Annotated in this window: 21 protein-coding genes and 1 tRNA gene; 10 read left to right on the top strand and 12 right to left on the bottom strand. The window is 55.6% G+C overall.

Translation table 11 applies throughout. The features are described 5' to 3' along the window. Positions 1-22: 22 nt before the first annotated feature. The 5 genes from AC2FJE_RS00750 to AC2FJE_RS00730 all read left to right on the top strand — a co-directional run bounded on the left by AC2FJE_RS00750 (position 23) and on the right by AC2FJE_RS00730 (position 3,798). Positions 23-346 carry a hypothetical protein gene (locus AC2FJE_RS00750; RefSeq protein ID WP_058271611.1) on the top strand — a complete coding sequence of 108 codons (324 nt, stop codon included), beginning with the start codon at positions 23-25 and terminating at the stop codon, positions 344-346. A gap of 222 nt (positions 347-568) precedes the next feature. Further along, the gene (locus AC2FJE_RS00745) at positions 569-922 is read left to right on the top strand and encodes a hypothetical protein (protein WP_496754072.1); all 354 of its coding nucleotides are present in this window, start codon (positions 569-571) and stop codon (positions 920-922) included. Between the two features lie 116 nt (positions 923-1,038). After that, complete coding sequence (locus AC2FJE_RS00740) at positions 1,039-2,049, top strand: branched-chain amino acid ABC transporter permease (protein ID WP_282118420.1); 1,011 nt, start codon at positions 1,039-1,041, stop codon at positions 2,047-2,049. Beyond that, positions 2,046-3,359 (top strand): branched-chain amino acid ABC transporter permease, encoded by a 1,314-nt coding sequence (locus AC2FJE_RS00735; protein ID WP_282118419.1) that lies wholly within the window; start codon positions 2,046-2,048, stop codon positions 3,357-3,359. Before AC2FJE_RS00740 ends, AC2FJE_RS00735 begins: the two co-directional genes overlap by 4 nt. A gap of 187 nt (positions 3,360-3,546) precedes the next feature. Next, on the top strand, positions 3,547-3,798 hold the full coding sequence (locus AC2FJE_RS00730) for a hypothetical protein (RefSeq protein WP_282118418.1): 252 nt from the start codon (positions 3,547-3,549) through the stop codon (positions 3,796-3,798). Between the two features lie 42 nt (positions 3,799-3,840). Here AC2FJE_RS00730 and AC2FJE_RS00725 read toward each other — a convergent pair whose 3' ends face one another. After that, positions 3,841-5,382 (bottom strand): helicase HerA-like domain-containing protein, encoded by a 1,542-nt coding sequence (locus AC2FJE_RS00725; RefSeq protein ID WP_472723783.1) that lies wholly within the window; start codon positions 5,380-5,382, stop codon positions 3,841-3,843. Between the two features lie 432 nt (positions 5,383-5,814). On the opposite strand from AC2FJE_RS00725, the gene AC2FJE_RS00720 reads away from it, so the two are divergent. Continuing rightward, complete coding sequence (locus AC2FJE_RS00720; RefSeq protein WP_109311523.1) at positions 5,815-6,423, top strand: invasion associated locus B family protein; 609 nt, start codon at positions 5,815-5,817, stop codon at positions 6,421-6,423. A 63-nt stretch (positions 6,424-6,486) separates the two neighbouring features. Here the strand turns inward: AC2FJE_RS00720 and AC2FJE_RS00715 are convergent, their stop codons facing one another. From AC2FJE_RS00715 to AC2FJE_RS00700, 4 genes are read right to left on the bottom strand one after another with little or no spacing between them, the layout of a single operon-like run. After that, positions 6,487-7,695 (bottom strand): beta-ketoacyl-[acyl-carrier-protein] synthase family protein, encoded by a 1,209-nt coding sequence (locus AC2FJE_RS00715; protein ID WP_282168295.1) that lies wholly within the window; start codon positions 7,693-7,695, stop codon positions 6,487-6,489. Positions 7,696-7,704: 9 nt separating this feature from the next. Further along, on the bottom strand, positions 7,705-7,962 hold the full coding sequence (locus AC2FJE_RS00710) for an acyl carrier protein (RefSeq protein ID WP_058271604.1): 258 nt from the start codon (positions 7,960-7,962) through the stop codon (positions 7,705-7,707). A gap of 32 nt (positions 7,963-7,994) precedes the next feature. Continuing rightward, positions 7,995-9,086 (bottom strand): UDP-3-O-(3-hydroxymyristoyl)glucosamine N-acyltransferase, encoded by a 1,092-nt coding sequence (gene lpxD / locus AC2FJE_RS00705; protein ID WP_496754077.1) that lies wholly within the window; start codon positions 9,084-9,086, stop codon positions 7,995-7,997. Between the two features lie 36 nt (positions 9,087-9,122). Further along, positions 9,123-10,727 (bottom strand): L,D-transpeptidase family protein, encoded by a 1,605-nt coding sequence (locus tag AC2FJE_RS00700; protein WP_496754079.1) that lies wholly within the window; start codon positions 10,725-10,727, stop codon positions 9,123-9,125. 354 nt (positions 10,728-11,081) lie between these two features. Between AC2FJE_RS00700 and mepK the strand changes: the two genes are divergently transcribed. Together mepK and AC2FJE_RS00690 are read left to right on the top strand one after the other, a co-directional pair. Next, positions 11,082-11,651: a peptidoglycan L,D-endopeptidase MepK gene (mepK, locus tag AC2FJE_RS00695; RefSeq protein WP_113790634.1), complete on the top strand. Its 570-nt coding sequence runs from the start codon at positions 11,082-11,084 to the stop codon at positions 11,649-11,651. 285 nt (positions 11,652-11,936) lie between these two features. After that, on the top strand, positions 11,937-12,113 hold the full coding sequence (locus AC2FJE_RS00690; RefSeq protein ID WP_282118413.1) for a hypothetical protein: 177 nt from the start codon (positions 11,937-11,939) through the stop codon (positions 12,111-12,113). An 82-nt stretch (positions 12,114-12,195) separates the two neighbouring features. Here the strand turns inward: AC2FJE_RS00690 and AC2FJE_RS00685 are convergent, their stop codons facing one another. Next, positions 12,196-12,531 carry a winged helix-turn-helix transcriptional regulator gene (locus tag AC2FJE_RS00685; protein ID WP_282118412.1) on the bottom strand — a complete coding sequence of 112 codons (336 nt, stop codon included), beginning with the start codon at positions 12,529-12,531 and terminating at the stop codon, positions 12,196-12,198. 86 nt (positions 12,532-12,617) lie between these two features. Between AC2FJE_RS00685 and AC2FJE_RS00680 the strand changes: the two genes are divergently transcribed. Beyond that, the gene (locus AC2FJE_RS00680; protein WP_496760433.1) at positions 12,618-12,896 is read left to right on the top strand and encodes an NAD-binding protein; all 279 of its coding nucleotides are present in this window, start codon (positions 12,618-12,620) and stop codon (positions 12,894-12,896) included. Continuing rightward, positions 12,862-13,701, top strand: a complete 840-nt coding sequence (locus AC2FJE_RS00675; protein WP_496760431.1) for an FAD-dependent oxidoreductase — start codon at positions 12,862-12,864, stop codon at positions 13,699-13,701. Before AC2FJE_RS00680 ends, AC2FJE_RS00675 begins: the two co-directional genes overlap by 35 nt. A gap of 111 nt (positions 13,702-13,812) precedes the next feature. Here AC2FJE_RS00675 and AC2FJE_RS00670 read toward each other — a convergent pair. From AC2FJE_RS00670 to sufC, 6 genes are all read right to left on the bottom strand, one after another. After that, positions 13,813-13,889, bottom strand: a tRNA-Arg gene (locus AC2FJE_RS00670). Positions 13,890-13,955: 66 nt separating this feature from the next. Then, positions 13,956-15,176 carry a cysteine desulfurase gene (locus tag AC2FJE_RS00665; RefSeq protein WP_496760429.1) on the bottom strand — a complete coding sequence of 407 codons (1,221 nt, stop codon included), beginning with the start codon at positions 15,174-15,176 and terminating at the stop codon, positions 13,956-13,958. 13 nt (positions 15,177-15,189) lie between these two features. Then, positions 15,190-15,756 (bottom strand): Yip1 family protein, encoded by a 567-nt coding sequence (locus AC2FJE_RS00660; RefSeq protein ID WP_109311875.1) that lies wholly within the window; start codon positions 15,754-15,756, stop codon positions 15,190-15,192. Then, entirely contained in the window at positions 15,753-16,238 is a 486-nt protein-coding gene (locus AC2FJE_RS00655) for a YIP1 family protein (protein WP_496760427.1), read from the bottom strand. Before AC2FJE_RS00655 ends, AC2FJE_RS00660 begins: the two co-directional genes overlap by 4 nt. Beyond that, a complete protein-coding gene (locus AC2FJE_RS00650) occupies positions 16,238-17,518 on the bottom strand; it encodes a SufB/SufD family protein (RefSeq protein WP_496760423.1) in 1,281 nt (426 codons plus the stop codon). The genes AC2FJE_RS00655 and AC2FJE_RS00650 overlap by 1 nt, the downstream gene beginning before the upstream one ends. After that, positions 17,518-18,273: a Fe-S cluster assembly ATPase SufC gene (gene sufC / locus AC2FJE_RS00645; protein ID WP_058271675.1), complete on the bottom strand. Its 756-nt coding sequence runs from the start codon at positions 18,271-18,273 to the stop codon at positions 17,518-17,520. Before sufC ends, AC2FJE_RS00650 begins: the two co-directional genes overlap by 1 nt. Positions 18,274-18,297 lie beyond the last annotated feature (24 nt).

Here is an 18,297-nt window from a genome sequence, read left to right as displayed (position 1 = left end):
AAACTCTATTCAGGACCCATAAATGAAAAAATGGATGTGTGTGGCCGTCGCCACCTTGTGCGCAACTGCCGCAACGGCGGAAGAGCGCCACTTTGTCTGCGTCTCAGACCGCGACGGTAGCGAAGTGCGCCTCAACAGGGCACCGGAAGGAGACAAGGGCAACATCGAGACTGCGAACATTTCCGGCGATGCCATGGTGCTAAAAGGCGTTGGCAACATGACGTTTGTCTATATCGAAGGCGAAGATGTCATGACCTTTGTCGTCCACTATGACGACATGTCTTATGATCTTTCAGTCAAAGGCCCACATGCCGGTACCGATCACGGGACATGTAAAGAAGTCTAAGTGCTCTCTCAGAGAGCCCCGAAACAAATCGGGGCTTTCGAGGTTAAAATCTCAAGAAACATCAAGAGGATGTGAGCACATGCTCACTCTTCTTTTTTTCCGAATGATATTGTCTAGGTCAGATGAGGGCGTCGCGGATCTCCGTTCGCCCTTCATTCTCAACCACCCGCATTCCAGCAGAAACCCCAATCTGGAAGGCAGAGCAAACCACCAAGGGACACCATGAAAAATCTGACTGCACTGACACTCGCCCTTCTCGCCCCCTCATTTGGTTTGGCTGCTGGTTCCGGACCGCTGGACGGCGCTGATTTTGTCGTGACCTGCGTCTCGGACACCGATGGTAGTAGCGTTACTCTGGCCCGTTCGGGTACGACTGATACCGGCTTCATCATAACGGACACAATTCGGGGTGAAGCCAAGATTCTACCGGGTGTTAACTCGCTGACGTTTCTCCACATCATGGACAAAGACGTGGTCACTTTTGTCGTCGATTTCGACGACCTAAACTATGACATGTCCATCAAGGGGCAGCACACTGCAAACGACCGTGGCATTTGCGATGACCCCGTAAGCTGACAAAGCGATAACTCTCTCACATTCCGGCCCTTTCAGCCCAAAAAAGGGAGCGCAAATTGTTGTGTCTGACATAAGCGTCGTGCCATAAAGCCGCACCCGGACAGTGAGAAGAATTGATGGACTTACTAAACGCGCTTGTTGCGCTTTCGAACTTTGTGATCGTGCCTGCGGTTGCTTACGGCAGCCAGTTGGCTCTGGGGGCGCTGGGGGTCACGCTTATCTACGGCATCCTGCGGTTTTCGAATTTTGCCCATGGCGACACGATGGCCTTTGGCGCGATGATTGCCGTGCTGGTCACCTGGGGCCTGCAAGCCGCCGGAGTGAGTTTTGGCCCACTACCCACCGCGCTGCTGGCCCTGCCCTTTGCGATCCTGGGCTGTATCGTACTTGTTCTGATAACCGATCGGTTGGTCTATCGGTTCTATCGGGAGCAAAAGGCCAAACCGGTGATCCTTGTGATCGTCTCGATGGGCGTCATGTTCATCATGAACGGGCTTGTTCGCTTTGTCATCGGACCGGATGACCAAAGGTTTTCAGACGGCGCGCGATTTATCATATCCGCCCGTGACTTTAAGGCGATGACCGGATTACGTGAAGGGCTTGCGATCAAGACCTCTCAGGGCATCACTCTGGTAGTTGCCGTTATTGCGGTGGCGCTGCTGTTCTGGTTCCTCAACAAGACACGCACGGGCAAATCGATGCGAGCCTATTCCGATAACGAGGATCTGGCGCTGCTCTCGGGTATTAACCCCGAGCGCGTTGTGATGATCACCTGGATTATCGTGGCGGCATTGGCGACCACCGCTGGTGTTCTTTATGGTTTGGACAAGAGCTTTAAGCCTTTTGTCTATTTCCAACTTCTGCTTCCGATCTTCGCTTCGGCCATTGTCGGCGGTCTTGGCAACCCGCTGGGCGCCATCGCGGGCGGGTTCATTATCGCGTTTTCCGAGGTCACCGTAACTTATGCGTGGAAAAAAGTGCTGACTTACGTCGCGCCAGAAAGCCTGGCGCCTTCGGGACTAGTGCAATTCCTATCCACCGATTACAAATTCGCCGTCAGCTTTGCCATCTTGCTGATCGTGCTTCTGTTCAAGCCTACCGGCCTGTTTAAAGGAAAAGCGGTATGACCGAGTCTGTCAAAAACACGCTGCTTTTTGTTGTCGTTGGCGGCTTGATCCTGCTGACCGGTTTCACACAAAGCTGGAACTCCGCGATCCTGATCCTGAACATGGGGTTGATCTCAGCCATCATGGCGATTGGGGTGAACCTCCAGTGGGGATTTGCTGGCCTCTTTAATGTCGGCGTCATGGGCTTTGTGGCGCTGGGTGGTCTGGCTGTTGTGTTGGTATCGACCGCTCCAACACCCGGTGCGTGGTCTTCGGGCGGGTACGGCATCGTTCTTTCCTTGCTTTTGGGGGCTGCGACCGTTGTGGCGGCGGTGCTGGTGGCGACCCGGATGCCGAAGGGCCGTACCCAAACCTTGACGATTGTCGCCATTCTTATTGTAGGCTTCTTTGTTTACCGCGCGGTATTCGATCCCAGCGTGGCTGGTGTTGAAGCAATCGATCCGGCAGTTGCCGGCAACCTCGGCGGTTTGAACCTGCCGGTCCTTGTGGCCTGGCCTGCGGGTGGTCTGTTGGCTGCTGGTGCGGCGTGGCTGATCGGAAAAACGGCGCTGGGTCTCCGCTCGGACTACCTGGCAATTGCAACGCTTGGCATTGCCGAGATCATCATTGCGATCATGAAGAACGAAGACTGGCTGGCCCGGGGCGTCAAGAATGTCTACGGCATCCCGCGCCCTGCCCCCGTGGTAGGCTACGAGGTCGAACTGCAGAACGATCCCGGCTTTGTCGCGCGCGCCGATTGGTTCGGCTTGGACCCCGTCATCGCGTCGACGCTTTCGGTCAAACTGGGCTATTCGCTGCTGTTCATGATCGTTCTGCTTGCTTTGCTGTGGATGGCGCAAATGGCGTTGAAAAGCCCGTGGGGCCGCATGATGCGCGCCATCCGCGACAATGAGGTCGCGGCAGAGGCTATGGGCAAAGATGTCACCCGCCGCCACCTGCAGATATTCGTGCTCGGCTCGGCAATCTGTGGCATCGCCGGTGCGATGATGACAACTCTGGACGGGCAACTTACGCCGGGCACATACAATCCGCTGCGGTTTACGTTCCTTGTCTGGGTGATGGTCATTGTGGGCGGTTCAGGCAACAATTTCGGCGCTGTTCTAGGCGCATTCCTGATCTGGTTCCTGTGGGTTCAGGTCGAACCAATGGGGTTGTGGTTCATGAGCCTGATCACATCGAGTATGCCAGATGGCAGCGCGCTCAAATCTCATTTGATCGACAGCGCCGCGCATATGCGGCTGTTCACCATGGGCCTAGTCCTGCTGATTGTTCTCAGGTTCAGTCCAAGGGGTCTGATTCCGGAAAAGTAAGATCACAATCCATCAATTCATGAAACCGCGCCAACTGACTGGTGCGGTTTCTTGATTTTGTGGAGTATACGGATTAGACGAATCCCAGTACCGCCTTGATGCAGCCGTCTTTTTGGCCACTATTTACGCTAAATTGCCCCTTGGCCCGCGATCATTCGGGAAACATACGAGTATAAGAAGAGTGCACATGAATACTTCCTTCACTAAAATAGCCCTTATCGTCCCGCTGTTCGTAACGCTGGCCGGTTGTATTCCCTCACCCGAAGATCTGGAATCCACCCCGGTCAAGGTGCAGACGCCCAAGGGCGAAGTCACCTGCCAGCTGTATCGTCAGGACCGTGTGACCTGGGATCGGGCGATCAACTTCCCGGCAACCAAGATGTCGGTTCCCGAGGCGGATGCCTACTGCCGCCAAGAAGGTCAGCGCCGTCTGAAGTAACAGAATGCGCGCCGGGTAGAAGGTTTCTACCCGGCACAACCCTTATCTGGCTTTGAACAAACCGCCCAGAATGCCGCGAACAATACGGCGTCCGGTTGTTCCTTTCAGTTCCTTGATCACGGCCTCGCTCATCGCGGTTGCGAACGTGTCTTTCTTACGCATCACGCGAGAGGATGACCGCCCGACCCGGCTGCCGGAATAGCGTCTTGCTGTCGCAAATTCACGCTCGGCCGTGGATTGAGTTTCCAACTGTTCTTCGGCTTCGGCCGCTGCTTGCGCTGCTGCATCTGCGCGGGACTGAAGGATTTCAAAGGCAGATTTCCTGTCCTTCAACTGCCCGTATTTCACTTTCATCGCTGACGCATCCATAAGCGCTTTCCGCTCGGCCTTGGTGATTGGACCCAGTTGCGTTCCGGGCGGGCGGATCAAAGTGCGTTCTACGATCCCTGGCACGCCTTTTTTCTGCAACATCGAGGTCACGGCCTCACCGACACCAACTTCACGGATCGCCTCTTCGGTGTCGAAGGCTGGGTTTTCACGATAGGTTTCTGCTGCAAGTCTCAGGTTCTTGCGATCCCGCGCCGTGAATGCGCGCAAGGCATGCTGCACCCGGTTGCCCAGCTGGCCAAGAATGTCTTCTGGAACGTCCGCCGGATTCTGCGAGATGAAATAGACACCCACCCCCTTGGAGCGAATGAGGCGGGCGACCTGTTCGACCTTGTCCACCAGAACCTTGGGCGCATCATCGAACAGCAAATGCGCTTCGTCGAAGAAGAACACCAGTTTGGGTTTGTCCGGGTCGCCAACTTCGGGCAGTTCTTCGAACAGCTCGCTTAGCAGCCACAGCAGGAATGTTGCGTACAGACGCGGTGACCCCATCAGCTTGTCAGCAGCAAGGATGTTCACGACGCCCTGCCCGTTTTCATCCACGCGCATAAGATCGGCCAATTCCAGCGCGGGTTCACCAAACAGTTTGGTGCCACCCTGGTTTTCCAGCACCAGCAGGCGGCGTTGAATGGCCCCGATCGAAGCGGTTGAGACATTGCCATAGCGCAAAGACAACTGAGCCCTATTTTCCCCAATCCAGACCAGCAAGGACTGAAGGTCTTTGAGGTCTAATAGCGGTAAGCCCTCTTCGTCTGCCACCCGGAACGCGATGTTCAGAATGCCCTCTTGTGCTTCGCTCAGATCCATCAGGCGCGACAGCAGCAGAGGTCCCATCTCGGTTACTGTCGTACGAACGGGATGTCCCTGTTGCCCGAACAGATCCCAAAACGTAACCGGGCACGCGCCATACGCATAGTCGGCAAAGCCGATCCGCTGGGCGCGATCCTGAAACGCCTGGTGAAGCTTGTGGCCTTCGCTCCCCGCCTTGGCCAGACCGGACAGGTCCCCTTTGACGTCAGACAGGAATACCGGAACACCGGCTTGGGAAAACCCCTCGGCCAGAATTTGCAGTGTCACCGTTTTACCTGTTCCCGTCGCCCCCGCGATCATGCCGTGACGGTTGGCATACTTCAGCGTCAGCGACTGCGGCTGGCTGTAGTCGTTGCCACCGCCGCCCAAGAATATGTTTTGGTCCATGAATGTAAGGCCTTATTTCCACCGATCTGCGGCCAGCATACAAAGTTAACCTTTAACTGCGAAAGTCTAATTGCTGCCCACGTCACTAAGGTTACGGGGCGGCATATTTCCTCCCTGTCGACTGACCGCGCCTTCGGGCGCGGTTTTTTTCACAAATCATGGCCGTTACATTAAAATTTCAGGTTTTCAGTTGACCGATGCCCCTGCCTTTCGTAACGTCTGCGCATAAATAAGTCGGCCAGTCCGACGGGGAGAAAATTTTTAGAAGGGAGCCGCTCCACCGGCTCCCTTTGTTCTTTTTGCCGTCGCGCTAGATTTCCGATAACCCGGCGAAAAACCGTTCACATGTTGAAATGACCCACCTTAGCCCCTGACAGTGTGGGACAAGGGTGATAGACGAGTGAAAAAGTCCAACATAAGACCGAGGCAATCATGATCAAGAACACCCTTTCAGTCAGCCTGGTGACCGCTTCTTTGTGGTGCGGAGTCGCATACGCTCAGGAAACGACGCAGGAAACCGAACAGCAACCCCAGACCTCGCAAACTCAGATCGGCAACGATCTGGACCTGGGTGAAACCGGTCCGCGTAACGGCGAACAATACGTCAAGGAAGAAAAAGGCGACTGGGCGATCCTGTGCATCAAGACCGATGCCGACGAAGATCCCTGCGCGATGCGTCAGATCCTGACTGGCGAGCAAGGCCAGCCGATCGCGGAAATCACTCTGGAAAAACTGCCCGAAGGCGTGGCCGCGGTTGCCGGAGCAACTGTGGTTGTCCCGCTAGAAACGATGCTACAGGCGCAGCTGGCGCTTTCGATCGATGGTGCTCCGGGCAAGCGCTATGACTACCATCACTGTAACCCCGTTGGCTGTGTCGCGCAGATGGGCTTTACCGAGGGCGACGTGGAGGCAATGAAGGTCGGAACCAAAGCGACCTTGTCGCTTGTGTCAGTTCTCGCACCAAACCAACTGCTGCAACTTGAAGTATCGCTGTCAGGCTTTACAGCAGGTTTTGAAGGCTTGAAAGTTCTGCAGAACTGAGGTTTCGCTAAGCTAAGACCGCCGCCGGGTTTTACCGGCGGCGTCTTTGTTTGAAATCAGCATTTATATGCGTTTTAAGGCAATTACCGCATTCAGCCCGCCAAATGCAAAGGCGTTACTCAGTGCTACGTCCACTTTCGCCTCGCGGGCTTCGTTTGGCACGACATCCAGCGCGCATTCGGGGTCCGGCTCTTCATAGCCGATGGTCGGAGCGATCACGCCATCCCGCAGTGCCATGATACAGGCCAGCAGTTCGACCGCGCCGGTGCCACCGATAAGGTGGCCGTGCATCGACTTGGTCGAAGATATCATCAGTTCGTCCGCATGAGGACCAAAGACGCCGGCCACGGCAGCGCATTCCGTCTTATCATTGGCCGCGGTGCCGGTTCCATGCGCGTTGATATATCCAACACTGTCCGCGCTTAACCCTGCATCCGCAAGCGCGCCCGACATGGCACGCGCAGCGCCCTGTTTGCTGGGCATGACAATGTCCGACGCATCTGACGACATCGCAAAACCCACGACCTCACACAGGATATCAGCCCCACGGGCGCGGGCGTGCTCGAATTCTTCGAACACGAAGACACCTGCGCCTTCGCCTTGCACCATGCCATTACGATTCGCGCTGAACGGGCGGCAGGCGTCCTTGGACATGACACGCAGCCCTTCCCAGGCTTTGACACCACCAAAACACAACATCGACTCTGACCCACCGGTCAGCATCGCCGGAGCAGCACCGCTGCGTACCATCTGGAACGCCAGCGCCATTGCGTGGTTGGACGAGGCACAGGCCGTCGACACCGTAAAGCTGGGGCCCTTAAGGTTATGCTCCATCGAGACGTGACTGGCCGCCGCATTGTTCATCAGCTTGGGAACGACAAACGGGTGCACCCGGTTTTTGCCATCCTCGTAAACGGAACGGTAGTTGTCATCCCAGGTCGAAACGCCTCCACCAGCGGTTCCCAACACAACGCCCGAGCGGGCCGCGAGGTCACCGTGGAATTCGATCCCGGATTGATCAATTGCTTCTTTGGCCGCTGTCAGAGTGAATTGTGTGAACCGGTCATACAGGGTCATTTGCTGGCGGTTAAACCGCCCCTCGGCCTCGAACCCGCGGACCTGACCACCAATCTGAATGGCCAGTCTTTCAACATCGCGAAATTCAAGCGCAGAGATACCGCAGCGCCCTTCGCGCATAGCCTCTAACGTATCAGGCACCGAATGGCCCAGTGAATTGATTGTACCGGCCCCGGTGATAACGACGCGTTTCATAGGATTATGTCAGACCTTTTCCGACACCAGCTTTTGGATACCGGTGATGATGGCCGCGACATTCGAGATGTCGAAGTCGCTGGCGCTCGGCTCGTTTGCGTTGAACGGAATTGAGATATCGAACTCTTCCTCGATGGCAAAAATGCTCTCGACCAGTCCAAGGCTGTCGATACCCAGATCTTCGAGCGTGCTTTCGGGTGTCACATCCGACGGCTCCAGCACGGCCTGCTCTGCAATGATTGCGATGACGCGGTCGCTGATGCTCATGTCGATCCTCTAATTATCATGTTGAGGTTGATTTAATCGCTCGGAGGCTGTTTGGAAACAGCCTTTTTCAGCGCCTCAACGTCACGTGCCAATCTCGGCAGCCGGCGCTGCGCTTTGTAAATGTCTGTATGCGTTTCCATTTTGATGGCGGGATAGCCCATAACCACGCGCCCTTTGGGAACGTTGGATAGGATTTTTGTGCCCCCGCCCGCAATCACACCATCGCCGATAAAGATATTGTCCGACACTCCGGTCTGTCCGCCCAAAACAACGTTGTTTCCAATTTCAACTGATCCGGACACACCGGATTGCCCGCATAACAGGCAATCCTGCCCAACACGGGTGTTGTGCCCGATATGAACCTGGTTATCGAGCTTTGAACCATCGCCGATGCGGGTGTTCCTGATGGTTCCATTGTCAATGGTACAATTCGCACCGACTTCGACATCATCGCCAATCTCGACGGCACCCAAAGAATGAATGCGGAGCCAGCTCTGCGCCCGGGCTTCACCCTGATCGCCCATGGATTTGCGGGCGTTTTCCACGCCTGATACCTCGGGCGTAACAAAGCTGAAACCGTCGCTGCCGATCCGCGCACCGGGTTGGGCAATGAAACGGTCACCGATCTGAGCACGTGCTCCGATACTCACCATCTCGCGCAGAAAGGCGTGGTCACCCAGAACGGCATCCAGACCGATCACGCAATGTGGCCCGATGACCGCATTCTTACCGATACGCGCACCGGCACCAACAACTACCAATGGACCGATCGAGGCACCCTCGCCTATCTCCGCCGTTGGGTCGATCACGGCAGAGGGGTGAATGCCCGGCTGAACTCCCTGCCCGCGATCCAGCATTGCCGTGATACCTGCCATCGCCATGCGTGGACGCGGCACAAAAACCGCGGCCTCCAACCCCAGAGCCTGCCAATCCGCACCTTCCCACAAAACGGCGGCGCGGGCGGCACCCGTGCTAAGCGCGTCCGCGTATTTCGGCGACATCGCCATTGCCAGGTCAGACGGCCCGGCATCGACCGGTTCTGCGGCGCGCTCTATAACAAGGCCAACTTCACCCTGACAGTCCGCGCCCAAAGCTTCGGCGATTTGCTGAATAGTGTACTGCATGACGGGCTTCCCGAATTAAGGACCTGCCCCCGGTGATTACCCCTGAACGTCCGGCAGGGCTACCCCTGCTTTCTGCAGAGCGTCCCAGATTTTTCGGTCCCGGTCATAGACATCGCGGCGGTACTGAACCTCACCTTTCGGACCGACATAGGCGGTGCGATAGATCAGGTGAACCGGAACATGCTGTTCCAGCGGGACAGTCGTTTCCTTGCCGGACGCCAATATACGGTGGAAAAACGACTTTGGGTCCTCTTCCTGCTTGGCCAAAAGCGCATAGGCAAACTCAAAAGGTTGCGCCAAACGGATACACCCGTGCGAGAACGCCCGCGTCTCACGTGCAAACAGAGATTTCTGAGGCGTATCATGCAGATAGATGTTGTACTTATTGGGGAACATGAACTTCACCAACCCAAGCGCGTTGCTTTTGCTCGGGGGTTGACGCATAGCAAACGGGAAGTTTCTGGTGTTGAACTGGGAGAAATCAACCGCGCCCCGATTAACCAGACGACCGCTGCGATCTGTGATCTGGATGTGACCTACGGCGTTTGGATTTGACTGCAATTTTGGCAGATATTCCTTGGTGATGATCGAGCGCGGTACATACCAACTGGGGTTGATGACCATATGCTCCATCTCGTCCGAAAACTCCGGGCTACGACGGTCATGCACGTTCTTGCCGATCACGGCGCGGGTTTCAAAGGTAACCCGGCCATCGTCCACGATCTTGGCCGAAAAGTCGGCTTGGTTGACCAGAATGTGCCGCTCACCCCGTTCCCGCGGCAACCAGCGTTCTCGTTCCAGTGCAACATACACGGCCTTCAAACGCTCGGACGCCGTGCGGTTAAGCTCGGTGATCGTGCCCTCTCCGGCGACACCATCGGTGGCCAGACCGTGCGCCTGCTGGAAGTCTTTGACAGCAGCCAGCATTGCCTCATCGAATTCGGGACTTGCGGTCGGGCTTAGATACCCCATTGTAATCAGACGGTTACGAAGCTTAATTACATTAGATCCGGTATCGCCATATTCCAACTTACCCACAGGCACACCAGCACCCCAACCGCCTTGGTTGACCAATGCCTCAAGCGCGATCTTCTGTTTCATCAACGCGCGGTATTGGGTGGATTGCGGTGCAAGCAGATCGAAATACGCGTCACCCTCCGCAGTAAGCAGGCCCTGCAAATGGTCATTCGCCGACCGACGCGACACTGTGCGGACCAGCCCATCGTCAATCTGCGCAGGACGCAATGCGCCTGAATACAGATCACTTGCATAGCTGACAAACGCCTTGCTTAATTCGATTTCAACCGCACCCAAATCCCGCAGCGATCTGGCGTCCTGCATTTTTGATACGATCGACTGAACGTCAAAGCCCCCTTCGGGCAAGCCATGCAGGTTTGTTGAAGATAACGCCTTTATCAACCGCGCTCTGCGCGCTTCATGCTCAGGCGTGTCGCCCACCCATATTGGAGCAAAGGCGTTGGTACGATAGAACTCTGCCAGACCTGAACCTGCAGGCGCAAACTCGGCCACAGCCATTTGAAATGCCGTTCCGGGTGCAGACTGGGCACTTGCCACAGAGGCAGACGCCGTAATGCAAGCGGCGAAGATAAGACTTTTAGGCAACCGATAAAGTGCTCGCATGGGATGACCTTGATTATTCAATACTTTGCGCGTTCTGAGGCGCGTTCCGAATGAATATGGTTTTCAGCTGGACGTTTTGTCCATTCACAAATACATCAATCCGAAGCATCCATCCGAGCCTGATGCGCGTTTGCATCGGCTGCGTTGCGCCAACGCCTAATTGCCTCAATACTATACCGATTTGCATCACCTGCGCAAAAAATCGCCGAAAATTCCCCCTTGAAAAGATGAATGTGAAAGATTTCTTGGCTGGCATTTCGTACTGTGTCATAAATCCCGCATCTGGGATGGGAAAAAATTAAGATCGCGCGCGTAACATCGTGTGCAGGCAGGAACAGTACGGGACGAAACGAAATGACCACGAGCAGTACATCGGGCTTGACCCGGCGTGCCCTATTGGGCGCATTCGCTGCAACAGCAGTTGTAGCAGCACCGACTTATTCCAATGCAGCAGGTTTTTTGCGCGGTGGCGGCGATATTCGCCGTATCCGTATGTATTCGGGCCGCACGGGCGAACGGCTTGATATGATATATTGGGTTGACGGAAAATACATCAAGGACGCTGTCAAAGAAGTGAACCACTTCATGCGCGACTGGCGTACTGATCAGGCCAAATCCATGGATCTGCGCACCATCGACATTATGGCAGCCTCTCATAATCTTCTGGACGTGAATGAGCCCTACACTCTTTTGTCCGGCTACCGCTCCCCCCAAACCAATGCAATGCTGCGGTCTCGTTCGCGTCGTGTGGCCAAGAACTCGCTGCACATGAAAGGCCAGGCTGCAGACTTGCGCCTGTCCTCCCGTTCCGTATCCCAGATGGCCAAAGCAGCCATGTCCTGTCGCGCTGGCGGTGTTGGCAAGTATCACCGCTCGAACTTCGTCCATATGGATTGCGGCGAGGTTCGCAGCTGGGGCGGCTAAAAGACACCCAAACTGTTTCTCAACGACGAGCGCCCTTGGGCGCTCTTTGTTTTTTGGACTACCAGCGTACATGTTTTGCCCGGATACGGGATCGCTGATTGCCGCGCTAACAGGACCGGAATTGGCTGCCGAATATGTGTTCTCACGGACTTGAAAACGTCATTCTTAGGTGAGCCAGCGCGCACTCCTCGCGAATTTTCATATAACATGATGAAAAATATCGCGATTTTATGAAGAGATTTTTTACGAGAAAGGAGTCATATTGCGGCGTTAGAGGAAAGATTAATGATTTCGATTGTCGCCAAAGTAATAGCTTTGTTCCTGCTGGTTGCCGCGCTTTATCTGGCATATTATGCCGGTTCGTTTCAGCAAGAACTCAAGGATACTGATAGACCGCCGCCGGTGGTTCTGTTTTCCATTGTAGTGGCCCTTGCCGCCTATCTGCTCTTAGTGCTGGTATAATTGCTTCTGTCCGGCATCCGGGCTTCATTCCGAGCAATGGCGCCAGCACGCCTGCTATCGCGGTTTAGCTTACTACGTGCCATCATCTCGGATCGTGCAGCAGATCTGCGTTGCTCGCCGCCCAGTCATGCATGGCCTGCAGCAGAGGTATCAAGCTTTGCCCTAAAGGCGTCAGGCTGTATTCCACATGGGGCGGGATGGTTTTGAAGTCTTTGCGTGAAACAAAGCCCGCTTCTTGCAACTCACTTAGCTGGCGGGTCAGTGTTCGGTGCGTTATGCTGCCAAGGTTTCGCTGAAGCTGATTAAACCGCGAGGTTTCCTGGGCCAGCCAATAGACAATCAAAAGTTTCCACTTACCCGAAATCGCTTCGATCAACGGCTCAATAAGGCAATTCTCTTTCGATTCGAGAGTTGTCATGACAGTATCCTAAATGACCGTACTTGTCGTTTTGATCATGTAATTCTAACTACTGCCCGGAACACCCAAATGCAATGAGGATTGGGATGAGCAAGAAGAAGGTAGTGATTGTTGGTGGCGGATATGTCGGCTTTGAAGTTGCCAAAGAATTGGATGCACATGCAGATGTCACACTGATCGAGCAACGCGAAGCTTTTGTGCAGCCGCCGGCGACAATCCGGGCGCTCTTGGATCCTGCTTTGCTGGATCAGATCGTTCTGCCGTATGATCGCTTGCTAAAGAACGGGCGGGTCCGTGCGTGGCCGCGCTGTATCGGTGTCTCAAACCGAAGTGACCCTGGAAGATGGCAGTGTCTATCCGGCTGATTTTATCGTCGTGGCCACAGGTTCGTCCTATGCAGCACCGTTCAAACCATCGGGCGACAGCATTGATGATTTTCGCCAGACCAGCGCAGACGTCAGCGCGCAATTGGCAGCCGCGAAATCGGTGGCAATCGTCGGGGCTGGTGCTGTTGGCACAGAACTGGCGGGTGAAATTGCTGCGGCACGACCGGACAAGGACATCACTTTGATTTCGTCGGACGATACCCTTTTCCCGATGTACCCTGCTAGGTTTGGCAGCCAGATCAAACGCAAACTTGAACGCGCCGGTGTATCTGTCGTGCTTGATCAAAGAGTCGAGGATTTACAGCGCATGGACATGCCTTACGCGGGTTCGGTGAAACTGACCGATGGTCGGGTTGTCTCCGTTGATCTGGTGTTTCCGGTCGTCGGATCAAAACCAAATACGACCTTGATCCAGACTATGCCTGGGGTGAACGCTGTACCATCCAGCCGGATCAAAACCGACAAGTGGATGCGCCCGTCAAATTTTCCGAATGTCTTCATTGCGGGCGACATCGCCGACATAGGAGACGGTATGACGATTGTCGCGATCACTAGGCAAAACCCATGGTTGATCAAGACATTGAAGCAGGTGTTGAAGGGACAAGCGGTCGAAGATCAAAAACCCTATGCGCCTTGGAAGAAGGCACCGATCCTCGTTCCGCTGGGACCTCATGTCGGCAATAGTTGGCTCTTTGCGACTGTTGGCGATTGGATCACCCGCAAGATGAAAGGAAAAGAGCTCTTTATCCCAAAGTATCGCAAGGCATTTGGTCTTTCACGATAGCAGAAGGTCTGAGCCGGTGCATTTCCCGGCCTAATCTATTGAAAGCCGAAGCGAAAGCGGGCTTAAGAGGGCAAAATCATAACCCAACTAGCCGTCAGCCAATAAAAGTAATGGCGCACCTGAGAGGATTCGAACCTCTGGCCTCTGCCTTCGGAGGGCAGCGCTCTATCCAGCTGAGCTACAGGTGCCTTGGCCGTTAGCTAACCCTGATCCGATCCGGGTGCAACTGCAAATCTTTCCTGATCGGCCAGGTTTCACGCAAACAAATCGTGTGCCAATTCCAGCGCGTCGATCAGTATGTCGACCTCTTCCGTGGTGTTGTACAGACCAAAGCTAGCGCGGCAAGTCGCCGTGACACCGTAGAAATCCATGAGCGGACCGGCACAGTGGTGCCCGGCACGAACAGCCACGCCTTTCTTATCCAGAATGGTCGAGACATCATGCGCGTGCCCTGCCCCGTCCATGGTAAAGCTGAAGATCGCGGCCTTGTCCGGGCGTGTGCCCTGAACCTGCAACCAGTTCAGACCAGTCAGTCTCTGCATAGCATATTCGCGCAACCCGGCCTCATGAGCGGCGATATTTTCCATCCCCAGATCCATCATGTAATCCAGCGCAACACCCAAACCGATGGTTTGAACAATACCGGGCGTTCCGGCCTCGAACTTCATTGGCGGGTCGTTGTAGATCACCTGGTCCTTGCTGACCTCTTTGATCATGTCGCCGCCACCGATAAAGGGGCGCATCTCGGCCATGCGTTCGGATTTGATGTAAATCGCACCCGACCCCGAAGGGCCATAAAGCTTGTGGCCAGTAATTGCATAGAAATCGCAGCCGATATCGGCGACATTGACGGGCATGTGCACAGCGCCCTGGCTGCCATCGACCAGCACCGGAACGCCTTTCGCGTGTGCGCCTTCTGTGATCGCTTTGACGTCAACCACTGTGCCCAACACGTTCGAACACTGCGTCACTGCAACCAGCTTGGTCTTGGGACCGATCGCGTCGATCACGGCCTGCGGGTCAAGCCCACCATCTGCGTCCACATCGACCCAATTCAGGACGACGCCCTGACGTTCGCGCAGAAAATGCCAGGGGACAATATTGGCGTGGTGTTCCATCACGCTCAGCACGATCTCATCTCCGGCCTCCATGCGCGGCATGGCCCAGCCATAGGCGACCAGGTTGATCCCCTCGGTCGTGCCCGAGTTCAAGACAATCTCATCTTCGTCCGCCGCGCCCAGAAAACGGGCGATGGTTCCGCGAACGGATTCGTATTTTTCGGTCGCCAGATTGGACAGGTAATGCAGGCCGCGGTGAACATTCGCGTATTCTTCGGAATATGCCCGTGTCACCGCATCAATCACGACCTGCGGTTTTTGCGCCGATGCGCCATTGTCCAGATAGGTCAACGGCTTGCCGTTCACTTCCCGAGACAGGATTGGAAAGTTTGAGCGGATTTTCTGCACGTCATACATGGTCTTCTATTCCCTATACGGGGCCGCCGGGCGTTAAAGCGAGGACAAAGGGCACTGCAATCAAAGCAGATAACACGATGACCCCGAAAGATTTAGCAAGCGAACCGAACTGGTGCGCTTCATTCAGAAAATGGAGCGTGACGTAAAGGCTGATAATCGCGGTGGCCAGCAAAAACATCAGCATCAAAAACGGCAGCACGATCGTGATGACCAGCGTGATCACCATCGCAGCGATCTGAAGGTACTGCAGCCAGATGGTCAGCGTCAGGATGTCATCGAATGTTGCACGGCCACCCAGAAACCTCCCTACGAACAGGAATGCCCCGACGCTTAGCAGCATGGCGCCGGCAGATCGGACCAGCCCCAGGAACACTGGCGTAGGTGGGGGTACGGATTCATCACCGGGGACTGGAAGCAAATGATCAATACCCAGTTGCACAAGGCCGTTGAGCACCACGGCCAGAAAGAAAGAAAGCCATAAGATTTCTCGCCCCGGGCGCATGTCCAAAAGGCGCCGGGCCGCTTGGGCGGGGTGTGTCAGGGTCAAAATCGCAAGATCAACAAAGCCAGTGGGATTCATTCTTGCCGCCTTTGTGCTTGACTGAGACCTGCCAGCCAGAACCACAGGAACACTGCGAACCAGACGATCCCGACGAGTGTCAGGGTCGGGCCAGATCCTATGAAACCGCCGACCAAACCATTCAACAAAACCAGAGGTGTTGAGGACAATAGCGCCCAGAACAGAGCCAATCTAGCGCCATAAGACGTCCCCTGACCGCCAACCAATCGGGCCGCACCGTATGAGACAAAGGCCAGCAGGTAGAAAAACAGAGGCAGAATAATGACAGTGCCCATCAAGGCACCGCCCATCAGCATATCCAGCTGAAGCCCTTCGATATGCGCGCGTCGCGCAAGGCTGGGCAATTGCGCTATGAATGCCACAATGCAAAACGCCATGACAAACATCAGCGCCCGGTCCTCGCGCGGGCCTAGATCAAGAAGCCGCCGCACGACACGACCCGGCCCCCGATAGGTGGCCACGATATCCGAGGTCAAAGGCATCAGATGTGTCGCGACAGCCAGCCTTCAAGGCGGTTTACGATGGCCTCAGCCAATACCTCATCCTCGATCTCATCGACGGCTTCGGCCAAAAATGCCAGAGTCAGCATATTGGTGGCGTCCTTAACCGAAACCCCACGCGAACGCAGGTAAAACAGCGCCGTCTCATCAATCGCACCCGAGGTCGAGCCGTGCGAACACGCAACATCGTCGGCATAGATCTCAAGTTCGGGCTTGGCGAGGAACTGGCTGTCATCATCCAGCAGCAAGGACTGGCTGATCTGATAGCCGTCTGTCTTCTGTGCGCCTTCCTTGACCAGGATCTTGCCCTGGAACACGCCGGTCGCGCCGTTGCGTAGAACTTTCTTAAAGACCTGACGGCTTTCGCAGTTCACCGCGTCATGGGTGACGAAAACCGTGTCGTCATGGTGGAAATCACCATCACCTACGCAGGCGCCTGCCACATGAGCAATAGCGTCGTCGCCGGTCAGTTCGATCACCTGTTCGTTGCGGGTCAAAACTCCATTCACCGTCAGCGTGAAGGACTTAAAGACAGATTCCCGTCCCAACCGCGTGAACATGTGAGTCGCAGCGCGACGTTCATGGTCCCTGCCCTGCGCACGCACGTGATGCAGCGTACCGCCATCGGCGATGTCGATCTCGATGCATTTGTTGAACCGCGATGCCGCAGGACCGTTTTCCAGAACCGTCACCTCAGCGCCACTTTCGACACGGATGATGTGGTGCAGCATGGCGTCCGAGGTCTCGGATGCATGGCGATAGATCAGGCTGATCGGCTTGGACGGTTTGCCGGTGACGTGGATCGCAACGCCGTCTGCGGCAAAGGCCGTATTCAAAGCAGCCAACGGCCGCTGAACCGGGGATTGCCCGCGCGATTCCAGAACGCCGTACAACTCTTTGGCCCAGTGGATATCCTTGCAGCAGATATCCTCGATCCGGTCGATATTGACACCTTCCAGTTCCAGATCATCCGACTCTTCGGCGCTGAACACACCGTCGATGAAAACGATCTTCAATCGGTCGAGATTGCCAAACAGCAGCGGCTCGTCTGAGTGGAACAAAGCGGCATGCGGCTGCTCGGCCGAGATAAGGGTGTCGGGGCGCGTGTACTTCCAATATTCGTCGCGCCGCCCCGGCAGACCCATTTCCAGCACGCGGGCCAGCGCGTCTTCGCGCGCGGCGCGGGTGCACCCGGCATCGGGCATGGTCAGCGTGGCCAGCCGCGCCTCGGTCGCAGTTTGTTTTACTTCGGGCAAAGCCATCAGTTCACCTCGGCCAGGATGTCGGCATAGCCGTTGTTTTCAACTTCCAACGCCAGTTCGGGACCACCGGTTTTAACGATGCGACCGTCTGCCATGATGTGAACGACATCAGGTTTGATGTGGTCCAGCAGGCGCTGATAGTGGGTGATGACCAGGAAGCCACGGCCTTCATCACGCAGCGCGTTCACGCCTTCGGCCACCAGTTTCATCGCATCGACGTCCAGACCCGAATCCGTTTCGTCAAGGATGCACATCTTGGGTTCCAGCATCGCCATCTGCAGGATTTCGTTCCGCTTCTTCTCACCGCCTGAGAAGCCAACGTTTACCGGACGCTTGAGCATGTCCGCGTCGATTTTCAGCGATTTTGCCTTGGCCCGAACTTCCTTCAGGAAATCAGCAGCTGACAATTCGTCTTCGCCGCGGGCCTTGCGCTGAGCGTTCACGGCCGTGCGCAGGAAGGTCATGTTGCCAACACCCGGGATCTCAACAGGGTATTGGAACGCCAGGAAGACACCCGCAGCCGCGCGCTCTTCCGGCTCCATCTCCAAAAGGTCCTCACCTTCCAGCGTGGCAGAGCCTTCGGTCACTTCGTACCCATCGCGGCCCGACAGCACATAGCTGAGCGTCGACTTGCCCGAGCCGTTTGGCCCCATGATCGCATGTACTTTTCCGGCCTCAACCGTCAGATCGACACCTTTGAGGATTTGCTTTTCTTCTTCCTCGAGTTTCACGTGCAGGTTTTTGATTTCCAGCATTTTTTGTCCTTTTGCGTACCGCAA

Source organism: Ruegeria sp. CDSC002 (genome assembly GCF_059610905.1).
This window is presented reverse-complemented; position numbering and strand designations above follow the sequence as displayed.